The sequence below is a fragment of the Bradyrhizobium agreste genome (genome assembly GCF_016031625.1).
Classification (GTDB): domain Bacteria; phylum Pseudomonadota; class Alphaproteobacteria; order Rhizobiales; family Xanthobacteraceae; genus Bradyrhizobium; species Bradyrhizobium agreste.
Genome location: NZ_JACCHP010000012.1, coordinates 39,755 through 62,092, shown reverse-complemented (window position 1 = coordinate 62,092; position 22,338 = coordinate 39,755). Strand labels below are relative to the sequence as shown.

Here is a 22,338-nt window from a genome sequence, read left to right as displayed (position 1 = left end):
CCTAAGCTTTCAAATTGCGAGAAGACTATCGCCTTGGATCGTCAATAGCGTCAAGTTGCCGGTCGCATAGGCGCCGGTGTCGATGTTGATGCGGTTCGGGCGGATATCGGGCGCGCTGACCGGCGTGTGACCATGAACGATGTATTTGCCGAAGCGCTCCTCGGACGCCAGAAATTCCTCGCGGATCCAGAGCAGGTCCTCATCCTTCTGGCGATCGAGCGCGATGCCGGGCTTGACGCCGGCATGGACGAAGAAGAAGTCGCCGCAGGTAAAGGACGAGGGCAATTGCTGCAAGAAGGCGAGGTGCTCGGGCGGGATCGCGCGCTTCAATCCTTCGATCAACTCGACCTGCTGCTCCGCGGACGGATTCATGGTCGGCGTGATGCCGTAGGAGACCAGCGTCAGCAGGCCGCCATAGTGGCGCCACTCCTGCAGGCGGGCGGGGTCCTTCAGCACCTCGAGCAGGAAGACCTCGTGATTGCCCTTCAGGCAAACCGTCTCGTGCGACTTCGAGCGTTCGATCAGGAGATCAAGCACGGCGCGCGAGTCCGGGCCGCGATCGACATAGTCGCCGAGAAAGACCTGAATGGCGCGCTCTGGGGCCGAGCGGGCCAGGTCGGCGTCGATCACGGTTAACAACGATTGAAGCAAGTCGGCACGGCCATGCACGTCGCCGATCGCGTAGACGCGAACGCCGTCGGGAAGCCGTGGCTTGGTCTTCTTGCGAAAGCGTGAGGAAAGGCCCATCGGGTCGGTCGAATCGCATCCAGCGTCACGAGCGGAACGTCGTGACCGCTCTTAGCAGAACAAGTCACACATCGGTATTCTTAATTGTCCCTGACCAACGCGCCCGCATTTTGATTAAAGCATCGCGCGGTCTTTGAGCCGTATTTCAAGAGGTCTCGCGTAGCGTCTCCCCAACAAGAACGGGGAGCGCGACATGCGCAAAGTTGTGAAGTTCCTGGCGGCCGTCGCCGCTATCGTCGTTGCTGCGGGGGTGCAGCGGAGCGCGGAAGCCGCCTTTGTCGGGGCGCCCATGGGGCTGCGCGGTGCCATCCAGTACATCAAGTTCGATCAGCCGACGCTGGCGCCGATGGCGTTCACGATCTTTTGCCTGAAGTACAAGGACGAATGCAAGCCGCGGCCGCAGCAGATCGTGTTCCGGGGCGGCCGCCTGAAGCTGACGGCCGAGCGCATGGCGCAGATGCAGGAGGTCAACCAGCGGGTCAATGCCGCGATCCGTCCCGAACCCAACCTGGAAGGGCTGCGCGGCGAAAAGTGGCTGCTGCATCCGGCAAGCGGCGACTGCAACGACTATGCCGTGACAAAACGCCACGATTTGATCGCCAAGGGCTTTCCGGCGCGCGCGGTGCTGCTGAGCGAGGTCGTGACCACCTGGGGCGAGCATCATCTCGTCGTCGTGGTGCGCACCTTCTCCGGCGACCTCGTGCTGGACAATCTCTCCGGCCACATCATGCCGTGGTCGAAGAAGCCCTATCGCTGGGTCCGCATCCAGTCGCCCAAGAACCCGAACTACTGGGCCTCGCTCGGCGACCGCGCGGTCTGATCACCCGTCCCTATCGTGATCCGGATTGGCTGACGCTCTGCGACAGTCCGAGGCCCACGATCACCGCAAGACAGAGGATTGCTGCCGGGTGCAGCAATCCGGGACCCGCAAAGCTCTGAACCAGCGCAAACAGGATGCAGGCCGCAGCCGAAGCGGGAAAGAACGAGTCGCGTCCGCGCTGCAGCGCGCCGAAAAACAGGCGAAGCAAGGCCAATAGGCTTACCGCGATCATGGCGACCAAGCCGACCCAACCCATCCCGGCGAATACCGCTGTGGCCCCCGAGGGTGCGGTCAAGACCGCGCCGGCATCGCTCTGATAGATCCTGCCCACCGCAGCAAAGGTCCCGGCGCCGGCGCCGAACCAGCGGGTGTCGGCCAACATCCGCTCGAGGGCGGCCTTCGTTTCGGCCCCCATCTCCGGGACCAGCCGCAGGAGGATCGGTCCGGAGCTCTTCTCGAACAGGAAGGTCAGCACGATCGCCACGCCGGCCAGGGCTGCCACAGACAACGCGCTCGCGGCCAAGGGCGACAGATCCAGTCTGCGGATGACGAGGATCAGCAGGGTCAGCACGACGCCAAAGGCCGCTGCGATCGCGCTGTTCGTCCCTGACAGCCCAAAGATCGCGACGGCACTGACCAAGGCACCGACCAGACCGCAAAGCCCGATCGCGACCGAACGTAGGAGCGAATGATGCGTCTCCGCACGTTCAGCAGCGAGCTGCATGACCGCCAGATTGAGCATGAGGCCAAGCCCGGCCAGGCTCGTCGTGAGCTCATGGGGGACGGTTGCGACAAGCGCCGGCGAGAGCCGATGCAGGTCCAACATCAAGGCGGAGATCGCGGTGACCCCGCTCAGCACGAACAGAACGAGCTCGGCACGGCCGCGGTTGCGGACAACCAGGATCGTGACGCCGAGCAATGCGATCGCGGCAAGCGCCAGCAGCAGCGCATTCACCGTCAAGCCGATATCGGCAGTGATCGGCCCGAGCGACAGGCCACCGATCACCTCGTGGGCGCTGGCCCAGATCGGATGCGCAAAGCGCAGCGGAAACGGAACGAGCTGGGCCGCGATGCACAGCGGAATGGCGATCAGAATCCAGCGGCCCCAGGAGGTCGCACGGAGATAGTGCTCGTAGTCGGCCTTTCGCGTGCTCGAGGCGGCTGCCAGCAAGCTTAGCGCAGCGGCCAGCGTCCCGAGCTGCGCACCGAACGTGGCGCCGGCGATTTCGAGAGCGGAAGCGGAAACGACGGAGACGATGAGGGCAAAATAAGCGAGGGACAAACGGCGCTCGATAAGGAATCCTGAAACGGTCAGGTCACCATACAAGCGCGCGGTGCGTTTTCAAACAGAGGCCTGCGTCACGATCAGCGGGCGGCCTTGACCGGTCGACCGAAGATGCGGGTGGCGCGTGCGGCGGCAACGGCAAAGCGCGCCCCCGAACCGAAGAGGTAACCGCCCTGGAGGGCGATGGCGGCGAATGCCGCAGCCTTCATGCCTTCAAGCAAGCCAAGGCTGGTCATCATGCTAACCGGCAGCATGGTGAGCACCAGTGCAAACGTTACCGGCAGGAGCACGAAGACGCGAAAGCGTTGGCCCAGCACGGCACCGACCAGAAAGCTGAAAATCAAAAAGGCGGTCATCCGAAACAATCCCCGTGCTTCGGACCCTAGGTTCCCTGCCCTAAAAAGACCCTTAAGTTGTATGGCTAAATTTGGTCTATTGGCCGCAATTTGCCAGCAGCGAATTGTAGGCTTCGCGCAAGCCGTTCAGCGCCACCAGTCCCTTGATCTCGCTGCCGCCTTCCCTCACCACCACGGACAGCGAGGCCGTGGTCTGCCACTTGCCCGCGGCAAAGGCCGAGACCTCGTCCGGCAACAGCACGGCCGCTCCCGCGGCCGCCATGCTGCCTTCGAAGTTCAAAGTGCCGCCGGCGCTCGCCGCGATGGTCACCTTGGGGCGGCTCCGGGGCGGGAAGGGCCGGATCAAGGCCACCAGCACATCGACCTTGCCCTTTGGGGCGCAGCGGACGATCAGGCCGGCGAAGTCCGGGTCCGACTGGGTCGTGTCCGCAGTCTTCATGATCGCAGCGAAGCTCTCGCCGTCCTTGGCTCCTTGCGTCCGGGTGAATTTCCAAACGGACGTGGACGCGGGGCCGGCGACCTCAACCACCGCCGCGCCGCGGCACCACGCCCTGGCGCTGCCAGGGCAGGGAATGGTCCATGCGCGATCGGCGGCACCAAGGAGGGAGCCCGCCAGCAGCGGGATCAGAAGGAGGCCAGACACGGCGAGTTCCTATCCTTAACAGCCCAGAGTTAGTAAAGGGGCGGAGAGGTCAAGAAGCCTTGCGCTCGACACACTGAGCCCTCGACTGGGGCGATTTGCTCTCTGACCGGGCACACGAAATACAACAAATGGTCACAAAGGGTTAAACTAAGCCGCAAAGAGTGGCTCACACGCAACAGTGGCCGACCGATTGCGCCGTTAACCACCGGGAACACTTGTCGCACCCACCCCCTAGGCCGTACCAATTTACGTCAATTGGGGACCCTCGGGCGCGATTCATGTCATCTATTGCCAAGACCTATGTGTTGAAGCCGGCGTTTCTGGCGATCGCTTTGGCGCTCGGAGCCTGCTCGACCAATCCGGGGTCGGGACCGCTCACCGACGACGTCAACAACAAGATCCAGACGGAAAACGCACCGGCCTACGAGCTGGTGCCGCTCAATCCGGCGACCGTGAAGATCCTGCACACCCATGAGCCCAAGGGGCTCGCCGGCGTGTTCACCGATCGCCGACCGCCCGCCAGCATCGTGTTCGGCATCGGCGACGTCGTCAGCGTCACCATCTTCGAAGCCGCGGCAGGCGGTCTGTTCATCCCGGCGGAAGCCGGCGTCCGTCCGGGTAACTATGTGACCATCCCGGATCAGTCGGTCGACAATGACGGCTTCATCACCGTGCCCTATGCCGGTCAGATCAAGGCCGCGGGCCTGACGGCGGTCCAGATCCAGCGCGCGATCGTCGAGAAGATCGGCAACCGCGCCATCGAGCCGCAGGCGATCGTGGCGATGTCCTCGCAGCGCACCCAGCTGATCAGCGTGCTCGGCGAGGTCAATTCGCCGGCGCGTTATCCGGCGAGCGCGGCGGGTGCGAAGGATCGCGTGCTCGATGCGATCACCCGCGCCGGCGGCATCAAGGGCCAGGGCTTCGAGACCTGGGTCATGCTGGAGCGCGGCGGACGGCGGGCGACCGTGCCGTTCGAGAATCTCGTGATGGCGCCCGAGAACAACGTCTATGTGCGGCCCGACGACAGCATCTACGTCTATCGCGAGCAGCAGAAGTTCCTGGCGTTCGGCGCCAGCGGCCAGAGTGGCGAGTTCAACTTCGACGCCTGGCGCATCAATCTCGGCGAAGCCGTCGGCAAGGCCGGCGGCCTGCTGGATGGCCAAGCCGATCCGGCTGCCGTTTATCTCTATCGCCGCGAGCCGCGCGAGGTTGCCGCCCAGCTCGGCATCGACGTGAGCAAGTACACGACCGAGACGATCCCGGTCATCTTCAACGTGAACTTCCGCGATCCCGGCGGCTTCTTCCTGGCCACCAAGGTCATGATGAAGAACGGCGACATCATCTACGTCTCGAACTCTCGCAACGTCGAAGTTGCCAAGTTCCTGAACTACCTGCGGGTGATCATGGCGACCGGCTCGGATGCCGTGAACCTCGCCAACGACGCGCTGATCTTCCGCAACAACGTCAAGCTGGCGCCGTAAGACGCCGACTTGACCGACCAAGGACGATGGCACCGGGGCTTTGTCCCGGTGCCATTTTCGTTTAGCAATCCAATCGGTGTTGTCGCCGGGCCAGCGGGCAGCTTCGGATCAAGGCGTCACCGAGTAGGACACGTCCGCCACTGGTTTCCGCGCTGCTGCAAGGGGCTTCATGCGCTTTCGAAGATTTTGGAATCTTCTGGCTCTCGTCCCGCTCGCCTTCGGGATCGCACAGGTCGGGCCGGTGCTGGGTGCTGCCGCCGAGATGGGCGTCCGCCACCGCATCGACGTGATGGTTTCCGCCGAGCCGGATGCTCCCGTCCTGTCGCGCCTCAAGGGCGCCAGGGGCGAGCTGTCCTTCACCGTTCGCCTCTCGGCGAACTCCAAGGAGAGCAAATTCTTCGGAATGCTGCGCCCGTCCTTCCCCGACATTGTCGTGCCCGACGGCCCGGGCAAGCCGCTGGTGCAGCAGACCAAGCTGTGGGAGGAGGACGTCTGCCATCAGCGCCGCGGCCTGCCGAAGGTCACCGTGACCCAGCTCGGCGGGCATTTTGCGCAAGGGGAGGGGCGGATCGAGATTTCCGCCATCAACCGGCACATCGGCGTCCTGGTCCCGCCCGACGAATTGACTCCCGGCATAAAACTCGATCAGGGGAGTGATAGCTTTGGATTATTCTATGCGTTCCGGGCGCAGAGCCGGAACAGCCGCCTCAACGTGGATCTGAAGATCTATCCGATCGATTGCTTCCTCTAAGCGCGAGCAAGGCTCGCAAGACATGACGATGGGCCTTCGGCTTCCCAAGATTCGCTGGTCATGGAGCTTGCCCACGGCCTTCATCCTGTTCTTCGTGGCCGCCGGCGCGCCGTTTCCGTTCGGCTCGACCAATAATCTGTCGATTGCGTTCTGGTGCCTGTGTCTCGGCATCGCGGTGATCTTCGCGCCGACGCGTGATCTGCGCAGGCCGCACCTTTGGCTGCTCGCCGGCATCGGCGTGATCATTGCCGCTTACGCCTTCGTGCTGCATGAGCAGCTTTCTGACCATCCCTTCCTCGCGCCATTCCAGCCGATCTGGAAGCAGGCCTCGGATCTGCTCGGCGTGCCGATCGCCCCGTCCGCGTCCATCGTCAAGAACGAGGCGTTCTTCGCGCTCGGTGCGCCGCTCGCCAACATTCTCGCCCTCGTGCTCGGCGTCACCGTCGGCGCCGATCGGATGCGTGCGCGCCGCCTCGTCTGGGTGATCGCAATCTCCGGCGCGGCTTACGCGCTCTATGGCGTCGCCTCGTTCCTGATCGAGCCCACCATGATCCTGTGGCGGGACAAGACGGCTTATCTCGGCAGCGTCACCGGCACCTTCATCAACCGCAACACGGCGGCGGCCTATTTCGGCTCGGCTGCTTTGATCTGGATGCTGCTGATCCTGGAGGATGTCCGCCGCCGCCTGCCGGAGCGGCACATCGAATGGCGGCGCCTGTCGCTCGATTTGCGCGCGATCCCGCCGCAAGAGATCCTGCCGCAGCTCGGGTGCCTCCTGATCTGCCTGATGGCGATGTTCATGACGGGATCGCGCGCCGGCGTCGGCCTGTCGCTGCTCGCGATGATCGTCGCGTTCACGCTGTTCCTGCGCAAGGACCTGCCGCCGCGCACCGGCATCTGGATCTCGCTCGGCTCGGGCGTCGCCGTCGCGCTCGGTCTGTTGCAGCTGCTCGGCGGCCGCGTCTCCAGCCGCTTCGACAGCCAGGGCCTGGTCGACGAGGGCCGCGTCGAGGCCTGGAAATCCACGCTGCGGATCATCGCCGACAGTCCCTGGGTCGGCACCGGCATGGGCACCTTTCAATGGGCCTTCCCGCCGTACCGCAGCCCCAACATCTCGACTCGCGGCGTCTGGGATGCCGCGCATTCGACCCCGCTGGAGCTTGCCTCCGAGGTGGGCATTCCCATGGCACTCCTGGTGGCGCTCGGCTGGGCCATCATGCTGCTGGTGCTGGCGCGGGGCGTGTTCACCCGTCGGCGCGACGTCATCATCCCGCTCGCCGCGGCGGCGACCGCAACGCTCTCGCTGTTGCATTCGTGCCTCGACTTCACGTTGCAGGTGCCCGGCTACAGCATTCCGTTCTTTGCGCTTTTCGGCGCGGGCCTTTCGCAGTCCTTCTCGAGCCGGGAGGGCCGCGCCACGGCGGATGCGCTCGCCACCGCACCGCGAGGCGAGGGCCGCATCACAACCGCAGACCCGACCCCGCGCACCGCCGAGCTTCACAAAAGTGTCTAGATTTGAAGCAGTTGCGCCGTTTACGAAGTCTTTAGAATAAATGGACAGCCCATTTCTCTTCGGATAGGTTCCTGCACTGCACAGCCATTTGCCCGGGGCGAGAAAGCACATCGGGGCAGCTGATTTTTTGGAGGTTGATTGATGAGCGTTATCCGAAGCGCGCTTCGCATGGCTGCCGCCGCGGCCCTCGCCGCGACGATTACGTCGGCCGCCAGCGCCGCCATTTACCCGCCGCAGCGCCAGCTGCCGGCCACCGTCATTTCCGAGTTCAAGGCCGCCCCCAACAGCCTGTTGCAGCAATATCCGACCGGCGGCCCGCAGCTGATCTCGCGCGTGCGCGACCTCGGCGCCTCCGATCCGACCACGCTGCCGGGCCTGATCGCGCTCTTAAAGGACCCTGCGACGACGACAGACCAAATGCGCGCGATTGTGGCCGGGCTTGCGCAGGTCGCCCGCATGGCCGCACAGAGCGACGCCGCGTTCGCCAACGAAATCCAGACCGCGATCGCTGCCACCGGCAACGCAGATGTTATCGCTGCTTATCAAGCCGCGATCGGCGATGTTGCGATTGCTGCCACTGGCGGTGGCGGCACCGGCGGTGGCGGTGCAACTGGTGGTGGCGGGCCGACCGGCGGCGCCAACACCAGTTCAACTACATTAGGCAACAACGGGACCCTCAACACGGCTCCGAATTTTAGCGGTTCGGTCACCGCCGCGACGACCAGCGTCAGCCCGCGCTGAAACATCCGGTGTTGATAAGGCGTTGTCGCAGGCTTGCCGAGCGACAAAGGATCTTGTGAGGCGGCGCCGTCATGGCGCCGTTCCGTATCTTTGCTTTATTAAGCTTCATTCGATTTCTATGTTGTCGGGCGCGTTTGCACAGCCGCAATTCAGTTTCATGTTCGACGTACGCCATGTTATTCCCTCTGTTCGCGTAAGTTCTTTTTTGAGGCGCACAACCTCCGGCTTGAGCTAAGGGGCCGATCTCAAGACCAGTAAATGGGTTGATGACCGGACGGTTTCAGGAATTGCGACATGCTGCAGGTGAACAAGCCGAAGTCGGAAATCAACCGCGAGTTGATCAAATTCGAAGGTCCCGACTCGCAAGCGCTCGCCTCTTATCTTGACATCGTGCGTCGCCAGTTCCCGACCATGGTCGCGATCGTCTCGGCCTGCGTGATCCTGGCGCTGCTCTATCTCTTCACCGCTGCGCCGCAGTTCACTTCCACCGCCTCGATGGTGATCGACACCCGCAAGGTGCAGCTGTTCCAGCAGCAATCCGTGCTCGGCGATGTCGCGGTCGATTCCGCGACGGTGGAAACCCAGGTCGAGATCCTGAAATCCGAAAACATCAGCCTCGCTGTTATTCGGGATTTGCATCTGATCGATGATCCCGAATTCACGGGCAGCGGTGGCGGCCTTCTTGGTGCGATGATTGGCACGGTCACCGGGGGCCATGCCTCCTCCGAATTCGAGCTGACACGGAAAGCGTTGCAGCGCTTCGAGCGCAACCGGACGGTCAAACGCTTGGGCCTCACCTATGTCATGGAGATTGGCTTCACCTCGCGGGATCCTGTCAAAGCCGCCCGGATCGCCAATGCGGTTGCGGATGCCTATATCGTCGATCAGCTTGAAGCAAAATACCAGGCGACGCGCCGCGCTAGCGTCTGGCTCCAGGATCGTATCAAGGAATTGCGTACCCAGGCCTCGACGGCGCAAAAGGCGGTGGTGGATTTCAAGCAAGTCAACAACATCGTCGACGCTGGTGGCCGGCTGATGAATGAGCAGCAACTCGCGGAAGTTAACAGCCAGCTGATACTTGCGCGCGCCGCCACGGCTGAAGCCAAGGCGCGGCTCGACCGCATGAATGACATTGTCAAGCAGGAGATACCTGACGCCTCTGTTGCAGACGCGCTTAAGAACGACACCATCGTCAAACTGCGTGGGCAATATGTCGATATGGCTTCAAAGGAAGCGATCTGGGCGGCAAAATATGGCTCCGATCACCTCGCTGCAGTTAACCTTCGTCGCCAGATGACCGAGATCAAGAAGAACATAATTGACGAGTTGCGGCGGATCCAGGAATCCTACAAGAGCGATTACGACATCGCGGTCACGCGCGAGGAGAGCATCAAAGCGAGCCTCGCCAACGTGGTCTCGGAATCGCAGCTCACCAATCAGGCGCAGATTCAGCTCCGCGAGCTTGAGAGCACGGCGCAATCTTACCAGGCGATGTACGACAATTTCCTGCAGCGCTACATGGAGAGCGTGCAGCAGCAGTCGTTCCCGATCACAGAGGCGCGCGTGATTAGCGCGGCCACAACACCTCTGGTCAAGAGTTCCCCCAAGAGCATGGTTATACTGGGTGCAGCTTTGCTCGGGGGATTGATGCTGAGCTTTGGCGCGGCTATGGCCCGCGAGCTCACCGACAAGGTGTTCAGGACCACGGGGCAGGTGGAAGAGGTGCTGGGTGCCAGCTGTATTGCGATTCTGCCGACGCTGGACGAGGCTGCAGCGTCATCCATGCTTCCCGGCAAGCTCGTCAAGAAATCTGACAACCCGCAGCCCAATCTCCTGCGCTACGTCGTCAACACTCCGCTCTCTCGTTTTGCGGAGGCGGTACGATCGTTGAAAGTGGCAGTGGATCTCAATTCCATCGTTCGGGAGAATCGGGCGCTGGCAGTCACCTCGACTTTGCCGAGTGAGGGCAAGAGTACGCTCACAAGCAATCTCGCGCAGCTGATGGCGCATAGTGGCGCCCGTGTCATTCTGGTAGACGCCGATTTGCGCAATCCCTCGCTGTCGCGCGCGCTGGTGCCGGACGCAGAGATCGGGCTAGTCGACGTCATCGCGCAGAAGGCGCAGTTGGAAGACGCGCTCATCGTCGATCCCGAAACCAAGCTATCGATGCTGCCCGCTGGTAAGACTTCGAAACTGCTGCACACCAACGAGATCCTCGCCTCCCAGCCGATGCGCGACCTCGTGGCGCTGCTCCGCTCGAAATACGATTACGTCGTGCTCGATATGCCGCCGATGGCTCCAGTGGTGGACGTGCGTGTCACCTCTTCATTCGTCGATTCCTACGTCTTCGTGATCGAGTGGGGGAAGACCAAGATGGACGTCGTCAAGCACAATCTGCGCGGTGCGCCGGAGATTCAGGACAAGCTGCTTGGGGTCGTTTTGAACAAGGCAGACACCAAGCTGCTGGCGCGCTACGAGTCGTACCACGGTCGCTATTACTATCAGAAGTACTACGCCCGTTATGGATATACGGAATAGCGGCCAGATCGCGCGGCAAGCGTGGATGCGCGTGCCGATGCTGCTGCTCGGCGCGGTTGGCGTGCTTTGGTCGTCGGCCGCGCTGCCGTCGTTCTGGCGAGTGATGCCGGCCCACGACATTTCGATGCGAATTTTGCGAGATGACCGCTTCAAACCCGGTGTACTGAGCAAGGTGCTAGCGCCGATGGAGCGGAATCCCGGTCCGGTCCTTGTGTCTCACGAGCTTGCGCGCGCGGAAGCGCTGGTACGGCTTCGTGTTGCCGAGGAAGCCATCGAGCGGGCAAGTTCGGAGGACGCTGATCGCGAGGTGGTCTTGACCTTGGCGAAGGTAAGGTCTTCTCTCTCGCTAAATCCCGCTGATTCCTTTCTTTGGCTGATGCTCTATTCGGTCGAGACCACGCGCAACGGCTTCGATCTCAACAACGTTAGCTATCTCGACCAATCCTACGCGACGGCGCCCCGGGAAGCTTGGATTGCCCTCCGCCGCAACAAGCTGGCGCTCGCGATCTTTCTGAAGCTAAGCGAAGCAGTGCAGGCAAAGGTAACGCAGGAATTCGCCGGGATGGTTGACGGCGATTTCATTGACGATGCGGCGATCAATTTGAAGACGGTAGGTTGGCACAATCGGGACCGCCTCCTCGCGAGCTTGGAGCACGTGGATAACCTTCAGCGCAAGTCGCTGGCAAAAAGACTGGTTGGCGACGGCTTGAAGGTCAGGGTTCCTGGCGTCGAGATTGATGAGAGGTTGTGGCGGTGATTATCAAAATCTCTTCACGATCCATTCGTGCGGCCGCCATCTATTTCGGTTCTCTGCCCGTATTAGTCGCCCATGCGCAAACGACGGGCCAGAGCCCATCTCGGCTTACGATGCAGGGTCCGGCAGAACAGTCTTACCAGCGGATGGTCCGCGACGCACTGGGACGACCTTGTCTGGACGTCGAAGCTGCGGCTCGAGTCCACGTCATCAACCCGACCCTCGTCGATCACGTTGTCAGCGTAAAGAACACCTGCCCGCGATCGATAAGCGTCAAGGTCTGCTATGTGAACTCGGACAAGTGTAACGCCCTTGATGTCGCCCCGTACAAACGAGTCGACACCATTCTCGGAACGATAAGCGGAATAAAGAACTTCAAGTACGTCCTTTTGCAGAAGTAGTTTTCCGCAGGGAATTCCTCTCCAAAAGGTGATTTCTTGTCATTGCTTCGCCTACCTCAATTGACAAGCAAAGCGCGCACCGAACGAATCTCCCAATGACTCGGGCACGATCGCGAGGAACTGTGAGCGGGGGATACAGGCGGTTCACGCTGCTTATTCTGGTCGCGGCAACCGTTGCTGGCGGGGCGATCCTGGCGCTCACGCGGGAGCCGCTGCCGGTGAAGGGACGCATGGAAGGGGCCACGCAACTTAGTCTGCTGCTGGATGGCCCATTCGGGACCCGATTCGCCGGCGAAATGATCGCCCACAAGCGAGAGTACTTCGCCCCGAACGTCACGGTGCGGGCCGATCCGAACGATCCCGATTTTGTCGCGGCAGTTGCGCGTCAACATGCGATCGGCGTGACGAGCGGCCATAAGTTCCTCTTGGCGGCTTGGCGCGGCGTTCCAGTTACCGCGTTCGCAGCAAGCTTCCTTGATACGTCGATCGCAATCTTTACGCTGGAGAGCTCCGGATTACGCCGGCCGGCTGATCTGATCGGCAAGCGCGTCGGCTATCGTCGAGCCACCGAGGGCGACGTCATCTTTGATGCCATGATGGCGCAGCTCGGCCTGCCGCGGAGTCAGATTGCCAAGGTCGCCGATCGCGACAGCTTCGACGCGCTTCGAGCCCGCGAGGTGGAAGCCATCATCGCCCCCGTCGATGATCAGCCAAGTTCGTCCGTTACGAGCGGCGACGTCCGGTTAAATGTCATCAAGCCGCAGGATTACGGGATTCACGTTCCGGGGCTGGTCTATTTCGCCAGCAATGATCTCATCCATGACCAGCCATCCCTGATCACGGACGTGCTCCAGGGTCTGATCCGAGGCTGGCATTTCGCCTATACGGACTACGCCCGGACCGTGCCTATCCTTGTCGGCTTCGACCCGGAGAGGCTGGACCCAGACCGTGTCAGATTAGAGCTGCAGCAACAGCGGGACTTGATTCTGCCGACAGGTGGGCGGATCGCCGACTATGACGAAAGCCGCTGGAGAACTCTTCGTGACATTCTGATCTTTGCCAAGCTCGGGGAGGAACAGGTGCCCCTTGCCCAATTGGTCAACTATCAGCTGTTGCGGGATGTCTATCGTCGCTCGCCGGATCTTGCCACATCGGGGGCCGGGAGGGGCGAGAACTAGGTCGGACATGCCACAGTTCCGGGCTATTTCGCCTCAGGGGGCGATTTCCTCTGGTGCCCCGGTTGCCTAATGACCCGACGGGTTGATAATCTGCTTAGGCGATGTGAGCCGGATCGCTGGTTGGGTCACGGAGCTCGGTCGCCGTTGGGTCCGTTCGCTTCGGCGAATTCGGTTGGGGCAAGGGAGCTTTACGAATGTTGCAGACGTTCGCGCGGGTGGGTCTTCTGAGCTTGGCTGCATCGTTTTGTGCGGCCAGCGGCGCAAGCGCTGCTATGCAGATGCCTGCGAGCGCAGCTCTGCTGACGGGTGAAGGCCAGGCAACACCGGTGACCTTCTGGGCACAGCCTTACCCCTATCGCTACGTGCCATCGCGCCGCTGTCCGCGGGTCCGCGTCGAGACACCGTATGGTTGGTACTGGGATCGCGTTTGTGCGCCTGTCGGCCCTGTCCTCCGCCGCGCATACTGAGCGTCAAGCCGTCCCCCAATTCGGCTGTCTGATTAAAGAGTCGCTTCATTTCTCGTGTGCGCTGCGACGGCGCATCCATCTGCCGCGCCGACGCATCCTCTGAGGCGCCACCGCCCCTAACTTGCGCTCGGTGACTCGCGGTTGCTTTGCAGCTGTCTGGATGGGCATTTATCGGTCTCAAGCCAACGGCCCTGCCAGCCCCGCCTATTTTACTGCGGCAAGTCTGGACCTCGATTCCAAATCGGAAATCATCTGCAAGTGCTTCTGGGCGCCCGATGTGCGCAGCCATATAATTCAGACTTGCTTTAATAATGTTTATAATTTAATTTGATTATAAGCCGATTATATAATTTAGTAGATAAAAATGAGACTGCGTCGGTAAAGCGACACAGACCACAAACTGCCCACAATAGGAACCATACTACGCTGGCGACTTGGGATGGGGCAGACGGCAAAGCGAAAGGGCCCGGCATTGAGTGATTTGCCCAATGTGACTACCCTGGCATTGTTGAACCTCATTCGGCTGCTCGCCGCCGAATTGGTTGCCGGAGAGCATCGTGACGACTGCGCCAAGTTGATCGAGGCGATGGACAGGCAGCTAACCGCGACACCCTTGCCAAGAGGTATCGACGTCAACGACGCCCGCGCCGGCATTGCCGATGCGAGAAAGCTTCTACGACCGTACATCAAGCAAGTTCGAGATCAGGCCGAAGCCGCGCGAGCCCGCGATCAGGCGGCGCAGCTCGAAGGTAATCAAGGCTCGAGTTCGCCCAGGTCGAAATATCTCCAATAGTTAGCGCCGCTCGGACGAGCAAGCGCGATCAAGCGGCGAGAGGCTTGCGCTGCCGTTCGCGTGTGCCGGTGTTCCGCGCGTGCGTTCTTGCAATTGATCGACGTTGGAAAATGGCGTCGCTCCAAGTATCCGAAAACCGTGTTTTGATTTATCAGCCGGTTACACGAGTGAGATTATCGCGGTCGGTCAGGCTGTTTATTTTTTTCTGGTGCCATAATCAGGTCGTCGGCAGATGGGAGGCGTCCATCGTTTGTCGGACTGCCTCAAGCACAGGCTCGCTCAGTCCGGCAAGCTCCGTCGAGATAGCGTAACCCCGGGGTAGTGTGCCAGCCGAGAAAGCGCGGACGTACGCTAATCGCGAAGCAATTGGGCCGCAGACCGTCTCTCCCAGTTCACCGAGCGCCTCGACGATTTGCTGGCCTTCCAACGTTCGAGGATCGACCCGATTGGGAACGAGAAAGGTTGGGACGTCGGCGTCACGTTTGCTGCGCGCAAAGGCGATGGCCGAAATCGTTTCCTCCGTGGCACTCAGGTCGAGGCCTGAAGGTGTGCAGGGCAGAACGACAATGTCGGCGACCGCCACTGCAGCGCCGACCGCGTATTCGTGCGGCGGCGTGTCGATAATGGTGACGCTCCCCGGCGATGAGCCGATGAGCTTGGCCCAGTGGGCCGCCTCACCATAGCGCAACGGCACCTCGGAGACGCGAAAGGGAAGCCGTCCAGGCGCGGCCCATTCCGCGGCGGATCGCTGTGGATCGGCATCGATAACATCCACCAAAATGCCGCGCCGATGCAAATCGCCCGCCAAGCTTATGGCAATGGTCGTTTTGCCCGCCCCACCTTTCCGTTGGACGACTGAAATCACCGAGCGCATATGCCGTTTCTCTATACGAGCAGAGCGCTCTTTCCGCCGATCGTTACCCATCAATCTAACGAATGATTTTCCGATTCAAGTACCAGCAAATTGTGCGGGAGTTTTTGCCGACTGAGTGTTGCATTCTTGCTTCTGGCCAGTCGGGAGCGGAGAGCGACATCGCATCACAGCAAACGACTCGCCAAACGTTAAAGTTGTCTCTATAAGGCGACCTTAATTTTTCCTTAATCCGGTTAGAGCTGAGTCATTCTTGTGGCTGACATTACCGATTTTCGGCCGCCTGGCGAAGCAGGGTACGGGGGCGGGGTCTCAGGCCTGCGGCTTGGCATTCCCGGCTATCTGGTTGGTCCTGCGGTATTTTTGGTTGATCTTTGTCTGCTCGTCGTCGCAAGTCTGGCCTCCGCGATCGGCTATCATCGCATTATGCTGCAGGAGGTCGGGGACCTCACGACCTTTATCGGTTTGGCCTGCGCCGTCGCCTTCTATCTCTCGATATTTTTGAGCTATCGCGGCAATTATTCGGTGAGGCGGCTGATGCAGCCCGCTTTTCAGTGCCGCGAGGTCACGGTAGCGTGGGTCGCGGTTTTCCTCATGCTCGTCACGCTAGCCTTTCTGCTGAAGGTTGGCCCCAATCTCTCCCGTGGCGCGACGGTCGCGTTCTTCCTGACTGGGTGGAGTGCTCTGGTCGGCTGGCGCGCTTTGCTCGGCGCTCAATTACGCCAAGCTCGCGCCATGCGCCTGATCGCCCCGCGGCAGGTGGTGGTCGTCAGTGACCGGCGTATTGAGGAGGCGCGCAGCTATCTGCAGGATCTCGCCTTTCACGATTACGAGGTTGCGCATTTTCTGGTTGTCACGCCGTCAGACGATATCGACGAATTCGGCCGCGAACTGATCGATGTCGCACGGCCGGAGTGTCGTATCGACAGTTTCTTTCTCTTGATGGACTGGAGCAGGCCCGATCAGATCGACCGCTTTGCAGAAATTCTGCGTGCTGTGCCACTGCCGGTGCGCCTATTTCCGGATCCCAAGGTGTCGCGTTTTCTTGGGCGGCATGAGTTGTCTGTCGGAGGGGTTTGGGCGACCGAGATTCAGCGCGCTCCGTTGAGCCTTGAAGAGCGCCTTGCAAAGCGCGCACTGGATATCGCTGTTTCGGCCGTGCTGCTCGTTCTGGCATCGCCACTGATGCTGGCGTCTGCGGTGCTCGTCAAGCTCGGCTCAAAAGGTCCGGTGTTGTTTACGCAGGCCCGCACCGGCTTTAGCGGAGTGCCGTTCAGGATCTTCAAGTTTCGCACCCTCACCACGATGGATGACGGCCGGGTGGTGAAGCAGGTCTCGCGCAATGACGATCGCCTGACTCCTGTGGGGCGTTGGCTGCGACGGACCAGCATCGATGAGCTGCCGCAGTTGATCAACATTCTGCGTGGCGAGATGTCATTGGTGGGGCCGCGGCCTCATGCGGCGGCGCATACGGATTATTACGGACAGCTCATCGCGAACTACGCCTATCGGCATCACGTCAAGCCTGGCTTGACGGGGTGGGCGCAGGTCAACGGTTTTCGCGGCGAGACCACGCTCTCGCAGATGAAGGCGCGAGTCGATCACGACCTCTGGTACATCGACAATTGGAGCTTGTGGCTCGACGTCAAAATCCTGCTCAAGACCTGCGTCGTCCTGCTCAGGACCTCGGCCTATTGAATGCGGCCAATTGTTGGTATTTCCTGGGAATTCAACCGAGAGGTGCGCGTTTGCTGCATGCCAAAGAATGAAGGTTCCGTAAACCTCCGGGGTCACCATCTGGTTAAAAGTATGCTTGCAAATTAAGCGTGATTGCACGCGCGCGCGGCAAGGCCGGGCCGCAAAACCAAATAAGCCTTTGAATATAAAAAGAAATTTTTCGAACTGCAGTGCACAATTCTAGCGATTGACTCGGATGCCTTGGCCCGGCTATGAAACCAATAGTTAAGCATGGCTCGTGATCCGCCTCCCTTTTGAGCAAGTGGGGCGTCCGTGAGTACCAGAAGGCAAATTTGTGGAAATGAACCGGAGGGTGTCACAACCTTCGGTTAGAGGGGCAGTCAAATGTCTACTTATGACTATACTGAAGCTCAATTTAACGCGCTCATTGGACCCCATGTCGATTCAACGACGCTGACCGAGATTGACAATTATCTGATTTCAAGGGGATTTTTCTCAACGCCAACTGATACCATCCGCATTGAAGGTCTCAACGGCTATCCGCCGATCGATCCGACGGCGAATGTGCTGATCGAGGGCGACTCGCCCGCAGCCATTACGACTGATTCCAACGACGCGCTGATCATGGTCGAGCCCGGCGGCATTCTGGCGGTCCGCGGCACGCAGGACGTCGGCATTGTGATCGGCGATGGCGGGCCTGCCAAAGTCACGCTGCTTGATAGCGGTAATGATGTCGTGTGGGGCTCGACGGGCGACGATACGATCACCGCGGGTGCCGGCAACGACACGATCTACGGTGGCGACGGCAACAACTTCTTGATCGCCGGAACGGGCAATAGCTCCATTTACGGCGGCTCCGGCGATGATGTGTTCTATGACGGCAACGGCGGCAGCAACCATTTCATCGGGGGTGGCGGTAACGACACGTTCTATGGTGGTTCGGGCAACGATACGCTCGAGGCTACCGGGAATGGCCACAATGTGCTCTATGCCGGTAGCGGCAGCCAGACCCTGATCGCGGGCAATGGCGGCGATACCTTGTGGGGCGGTGCTGGCAATGACTCGATGGTCGGCGGCACGGGCGATGACCTGATCGTTTCGCTCGGGTCGGGCAGCAACACCCTGATCTCGGGCGGTGGCAATGACATCCTGCAGTCCGCCGGTACGGGCAACGACTCGCTGGTTGGTGGTTCCGGCAACAGCACCCTGATCGCTGGCGCCGGCAACGACACCCTCACCGGCGGAACGGGCAGCGAGCTGCTGACGTCGACGGCCGGTGGCAACACGACGATGACCGGCGGCGGCGGCAACGACACATTCTACGCCTCGGGCTCCGGCAATGTGTCGATGACCGGTGGCAGCGGCAACGATACCATGTATGCTGGCGGTAGCGGCAACGATACGCTGGTGGCTGGCTCTGGCGCCACCTTGATCTATGCTGGTGGCAGCTCAGGTACGGATACGTTTACGCTCAATGGCAACGACACGCTGTTCGGCGGCTCCGGCATTGATGTCGTCAACATCAGCGGCTCGGGTAACCAGGCCAACTTGGACGGTGCTTCGGTGGCGATTGCGACCGTCACCGGCGGCGGTGCAAACACAATTTGGGCCGGTTCTGGCAGCGATACGATCGATGCTTCTGCGTCCACGGGCAACAACCTCTTCATCACCGGTTCGGGAACGGCTTCGATCGCTGGCGGCTCGGGCAACGATCAGTTCGAGGTTACGTCGATCACCAACAGCACGATCGATGGCGGCGCGGGCAGCAACGTCGCCTTCATGGACGGCCTCAATTCGACGGACGTGACGATCAACACGACGGCAGGGGTCACCACCGTAACCTACGGCGGCAACACGCTAACCTTCACCAATGTGCAGGACATCATCTTCAACGACACCGACTACAAGCCGTAGTCGCTGTCGCGAGACATGTGCTAGAGAGGCGCCCCCGGTTCGGGGGCGTTTTTTTTGGCAAGGCACTGCTTGGAAGGCTACGAGCCCAAGCGCCGTATGTTGGTCGCAGAACTCTGCCCGGACTGCTCTATCGTCGCGTTGGAATGGGCCGACTCGCTGGCCGGGCGCGATCAAGCAAAGCCGAGCGCGAACCGCCACCAAATCCGACCGCGACGACACGGTACGCTGCGATGGCCTGCGTCGCGCTGTGCATGCAGCGACCGGCTACGACTACTCGGCGAAATCGAGCCCGCCTTGATGCAACTCGTCTAGGATTTGCGCCTTGTCGGCCTGTGGCATGAGGGCGAGGGCATAGAAGTCGTAGCAGTTACCCTTGATGACCAGGACTTCCTCGAAGCGGGCCTCCAGGAGCAAACGTGCGATGCTATCTTCGGTGAAGCCGCTGTTGTGCGCCATATAGTAGTTGCCCCTTTCGATCGAGGCGGCGTGGCCGTAGATCATGTCGAGCGCGGTGATCGGGCCGAGCGGCGATTGGTAGGCGATCTCTTCGCCGCGGCCCTGGGCCACGAGAGCTGCAATTGGCTCAAGATCCGGTGACGTAACGAGCGCAAAGCCATCCGGCTTCAACACGCGGACGATGCCGCGAAGAGCGGAGCGGACGTCATGGGGGTGAAGGTGCTCGAGGCTGTGCGAGCAGTAGACCGCATCAAAACTCCTGTCTGCGATCTGGCTCATATCCTCAAGCGATGCTACGATGTCCGGCGACGCCCGCGCGTCGACGTCCATGCGTACCTCCTGCCAGCCGCCGTTGCGAAACGTGCGCTGTAGACGCTCGGGATTAACCGGCCCGCTTCCAGCATTGAGGACCTTCTTTACCATTGCCCGAAACCCACGAGATGAATGACGTTTTCAGTCAGCGCTTGATCTAGAAACACGTGCGTCCACGTCCTTACTCCGCGATCGACTCGTCGGCATAGGCCTGCGACGCCATCAATCGGAATGGCCCAGCTAGAGGAAGTGGCATTAATTTTCAATGGTATGGCTCAAAATCCGGGGGGCAGCTGCACAGCTGCGGGCGGTACATTGACGCGAGGCGCCCGTACCCGGGGCGGCCAAGCCAGCGCGGAAAACGGCACAGCATCGAGCGAGAGATTGGGATTGTAATAGGGGTCCTCCAGAAGATGCTCGCCCCACTTGCTGCGGAGATTGCGGAGCTCGCGCTCGAAGCGTGAGGCCTTGTCACCGAACTGGTCCCGGCCGCGGCTTGCCGATTCATGGTGGTAAAGCCGGGCTGCCGGGGTCCAGATGATGCGCTTGCCCTGGCTGCGCAGCTTCAGGCAATAGTCGACGTCGTTGAAGTTCACGGGAAAGCGCACCTCGTCAAGCCCCCCCACGGCAATATAGTCGCTGCGTCGGGTCAACAGACATGCGCCCGTAACAGCACCGCACTCCCTGGCGATCCGCAACATGTCGCCATAGCCGGGATCACTGGCAAGCCGGTCGTTGCCGATGTGCTGAGCGGCGAAGCTTGGACCGAGGGCCACGCCCGCATGCTGAACCATACCGCTAGGCCACACCAGCAGCGCGCCGACGGCCCCAACGTCGGCCTCCGCCAGCCGGCTCTGCATCTCGGCGAGCCAAGCTGCATCCATCGCCCGTATGTCATTGTTGAGCAGCAGAATATCGTCGCTCGCGCAAGCGTCCACCGCAAGATTGTTGAGCCGAGCGAAATTGAATGGGCCTGGTACGGCGAGCACCTCTGTGCCGCGGCGCTGGAGTGTCTCCAGGTAAGTGATCATGTCGGCATCGCTGGAATCATTATCGACGATTAGGATTTGGGCCCCGGCATCGGCCACGGCCGGTGCAATACTTGAAAGGCAGGTCTGCAACAGCGTCCTGCGGTTGCGCACCGGAATAATGATCGTCAGGGAGCGTCTTTTCAGTTTCCGCGTCACGCGTGCTGACGGCATTTGCGTGCCGCGCTGCGGCGCTGTTTTTGCAGAGGTGCCGCGCGCCGCAAGATGCGTGAGGCTCGCTTGCGCAAGCAGCCGGCCGTGGACGGTCAGGTCCAACTGGGGCGCGCACCCAAGCGCGCACGGCACGTGCACCACCTGGCTATGGACCGCAGGATCGTCGCCGTCAAAGTGGCAGTTGAACATTCGATAGAGGTTCGTCGGATAAGCCTCGAGGGCCGCCTCGACTGAAGCGCGCTTTATGGCAAACAACTGCGTGCAATAGCCCTGCTCGAGCATTCGTTCATAGTCGAAGGCAGGCAGCGCCAACGGCCAGCGACGGCCGTTCTCATCGCAAACCTCGAGATCGCCATAGACCAAACGGGCTTGCGATACGGCAGCGAAGCCCTCCGAAAGCCGCTGTAGCGCGAATACATCGAACAGCGTCCCTGCATGCGCGAAGACCACAATTTCCGCGTCGGCAGCCTCGTGGGCCAGGAATTCGCGCAGTTCAAGGGGGTCGAAAGTCCCAGGACCTTCCAAGGGCGGGAGAGTGGCCGCTACCCAGCCCTTGTGCTTCCCCTCGTCCAAGCTTTGCAGCGACAGCTCTTCGTCCCCTCCAGCAATCAGGACTACGGCTGTTGGGCGCTCGCAGCTCTCTTGCCCGTGTCTCCGGATATCCCAGCGATCACGCCAGCTTTCGTAGCTGTTGAAGGGCGCCGAGGCCGGTAGCAGTCGGTCGAGCATCCGGCCCCGCAGGCGCTCAGACTCGATTTCACCGAAGGATGCGAAAAAATCCTCCACCTTGTCTGGAAAGGCGACGAAGGTGAGTGGCGTGGTGGTCAGCTGCAGTTCGTCTTCTGTCACGAAATGCACTCGGCGTACTCTTCCGTCCGCGTACTCGCGGGGCAGGTGCAGGTCGAAAGCCTTGACCAGATTGGCATTGTCGATGCCGCCCACATGGGTGAAGTTGCTTGCCCGTGCTTCTGCCACCGGTTCGCCATCGACAATGGCCCGCACCATCGGCGATTCAGCAGGGGCGCACCGCACCCAACCCCGAAATCGCACGCCACCGAGCCATTCGATGCCGCCCGGACCCCGGCTGTCGGAAATGCTCTCGTCGGCCGCGTCGAGCTTGATCGAGGGGCCGACCGCCTCGTGCCCATTGGCGAGACGAATTTCGGCCACGTGACTATCGGCAATCAATTCTGGGGTCAGTGCGAAGCTGAAGCCGTAGCAACCGTCACCGATGCTTTCGGAGGCGAGCTCGGGCGCATAGGCGTCGGCACGCGCGATGCGTACCGGCACGCCGTCGAGCAAGAGTTCGAGCACGAGCCGCCGTGTCAAATCCTTGGGATCGTAGACGAATCCGGAAAAGCAAGCTTCGTCGCTACGGCCAAATTGCACGCGCAACGCGGTTGTGGTCACCGAAGCC

Annotated in this window: 19 protein-coding genes; 12 read left to right on the top strand and 7 right to left on the bottom strand. The window is 61.1% G+C overall.

Translation table 11 applies throughout. From position 1 onward, the window contains the following. Positions 1–9: 9 nt before the first annotated feature. Positions 10–747, bottom strand: coding sequence for a metallophosphoesterase family protein (locus tag HZZ13_RS19500; protein ID WP_197961164.1), 738 nt, complete (start codon positions 745–747; stop codon positions 10–12). A 193-nt stretch (positions 748–940) separates the two neighbouring features. On the opposite strand from HZZ13_RS19500, the gene HZZ13_RS19495 reads away from it, so the two are divergent. After that, the gene (locus HZZ13_RS19495; protein WP_197961163.1) at positions 941–1,567 is read left to right on the top strand and encodes a transglutaminase-like cysteine peptidase; all 627 of its coding nucleotides are present in this window, start codon (positions 941–943) and stop codon (positions 1,565–1,567) included. Between the two features lie 10 nt (positions 1,568–1,577). Here HZZ13_RS19495 and HZZ13_RS19490 read toward each other — a convergent pair whose 3' ends face one another. The 3 genes from HZZ13_RS19490 to HZZ13_RS19480 form a co-directional block, all read right to left on the bottom strand. Further along, positions 1,578–2,849 carry an O-antigen ligase family protein gene (locus tag HZZ13_RS19490; RefSeq protein WP_197961162.1) on the bottom strand — a complete coding sequence of 424 codons (1,272 nt, stop codon included), beginning with the start codon at positions 2,847–2,849 and terminating at the stop codon, positions 1,578–1,580. A gap of 83 nt (positions 2,850–2,932) precedes the next feature. Next, positions 2,933–3,208: a hypothetical protein gene (locus HZZ13_RS19485; RefSeq protein ID WP_197961161.1), complete on the bottom strand. Its 276-nt coding sequence runs from the start codon at positions 3,206–3,208 to the stop codon at positions 2,933–2,935. Between the two features lie 76 nt (positions 3,209–3,284). Next, a complete protein-coding gene (locus HZZ13_RS19480) occupies positions 3,285–3,851 on the bottom strand; it encodes a hypothetical protein (RefSeq protein ID WP_311972669.1) in 567 nt (188 codons plus the stop codon). 278 nt (positions 3,852–4,129) lie between these two features. Here HZZ13_RS19480 and HZZ13_RS19475 point away from each other — a divergent pair, with 278 nt between their 5' ends. From HZZ13_RS19475 to HZZ13_RS19435, 9 genes are all read left to right on the top strand, one after another. Then, on the top strand, positions 4,130–5,332 hold the full coding sequence (locus tag HZZ13_RS19475) for a polysaccharide biosynthesis/export family protein (protein WP_197961160.1): 1,203 nt from the start codon (positions 4,130–4,132) through the stop codon (positions 5,330–5,332). A 169-nt stretch (positions 5,333–5,501) separates the two neighbouring features. Then, positions 5,502–6,083, top strand: a complete 582-nt coding sequence (locus tag HZZ13_RS19470) for a hypothetical protein (protein ID WP_197961159.1) — start codon at positions 5,502–5,504, stop codon at positions 6,081–6,083. Positions 6,084–6,105: 22 nt separating this feature from the next. Beyond that, the gene (locus tag HZZ13_RS19465; protein WP_246504481.1) at positions 6,106–7,596 is read left to right on the top strand and encodes an O-antigen ligase family protein; all 1,491 of its coding nucleotides are present in this window, start codon (positions 6,106–6,108) and stop codon (positions 7,594–7,596) included. A 168-nt stretch (positions 7,597–7,764) separates the two neighbouring features. After that, the gene (locus HZZ13_RS19460; RefSeq protein ID WP_246504480.1) at positions 7,765–8,337 is read left to right on the top strand and encodes a hypothetical protein; all 573 of its coding nucleotides are present in this window, start codon (positions 7,765–7,767) and stop codon (positions 8,335–8,337) included. Between the two features lie 294 nt (positions 8,338–8,631). Further along, positions 8,632–10,875, top strand: coding sequence for a polysaccharide biosynthesis tyrosine autokinase (locus HZZ13_RS19455; RefSeq protein ID WP_197961157.1), 2,244 nt, complete (start codon positions 8,632–8,634; stop codon positions 10,873–10,875). A 37-nt stretch (positions 10,876–10,912) separates the two neighbouring features. Then, entirely contained in the window at positions 10,913–11,632 is a 720-nt protein-coding gene (locus HZZ13_RS19450) for a hypothetical protein (RefSeq protein ID WP_197961156.1), read from the top strand. Further along, positions 11,623–12,030: a hypothetical protein gene (locus HZZ13_RS19445; protein ID WP_197961155.1), complete on the top strand. Its 408-nt coding sequence runs from the start codon at positions 11,623–11,625 to the stop codon at positions 12,028–12,030. Before HZZ13_RS19450 ends, HZZ13_RS19445 begins: the two co-directional genes overlap by 10 nt. Positions 12,031–12,152: 122 nt before the next feature. Next, complete coding sequence (locus tag HZZ13_RS19440; RefSeq protein ID WP_311972666.1) at positions 12,153–13,208, top strand: ABC transporter substrate-binding protein; 1,056 nt, start codon at positions 12,153–12,155, stop codon at positions 13,206–13,208. Between the two features lie 906 nt (positions 13,209–14,114). Further along, complete coding sequence (locus HZZ13_RS19435; RefSeq protein WP_197961153.1) at positions 14,115–14,468, top strand: hypothetical protein; 354 nt, start codon at positions 14,115–14,117, stop codon at positions 14,466–14,468. 217 nt (positions 14,469–14,685) lie between these two features. On the opposite strand, the gene HZZ13_RS19430 is transcribed toward HZZ13_RS19435, so the two are convergent. After that, the gene (locus tag HZZ13_RS19430) at positions 14,686–15,342 is read right to left on the bottom strand and encodes a nucleotide-binding protein (protein WP_197961152.1); all 657 of its coding nucleotides are present in this window, start codon (positions 15,340–15,342) and stop codon (positions 14,686–14,688) included. A gap of 252 nt (positions 15,343–15,594) precedes the next feature. On the opposite strand from HZZ13_RS19430, the gene HZZ13_RS19425 reads away from it, so the two are divergent. Beyond that, positions 15,595–17,037, top strand: coding sequence for an exopolysaccharide biosynthesis polyprenyl glycosylphosphotransferase (locus tag HZZ13_RS19425; RefSeq protein ID WP_197961151.1), 1,443 nt, complete (start codon positions 15,595–15,597; stop codon positions 17,035–17,037). Positions 17,038–17,421: 384 nt separating this feature from the next. Further along, on the top strand, positions 17,422–18,951 hold the full coding sequence (locus tag HZZ13_RS19420) for a calcium-binding protein (protein ID WP_197961150.1): 1,530 nt from the start codon (positions 17,422–17,424) through the stop codon (positions 18,949–18,951). 270 nt (positions 18,952–19,221) lie between these two features. Here the strand turns inward: HZZ13_RS19420 and HZZ13_RS19415 are convergent, their stop codons facing one another. Together HZZ13_RS19415 and HZZ13_RS37395 are read right to left on the bottom strand one after the other, a co-directional pair. Beyond that, positions 19,222–19,737, bottom strand: coding sequence for a class I SAM-dependent methyltransferase (locus HZZ13_RS19415; RefSeq protein WP_197961149.1), 516 nt, complete (start codon positions 19,735–19,737; stop codon positions 19,222–19,224). 257 nt (positions 19,738–19,994) lie between these two features. Continuing rightward, positions 19,995–22,331, bottom strand: a complete 2,337-nt coding sequence (locus tag HZZ13_RS37395) for a glycosyltransferase family 2 protein (protein WP_197961148.1) — start codon at positions 22,329–22,331, stop codon at positions 19,995–19,997. Between the last annotated feature and the right edge of the window lie 7 nt (positions 22,332–22,338).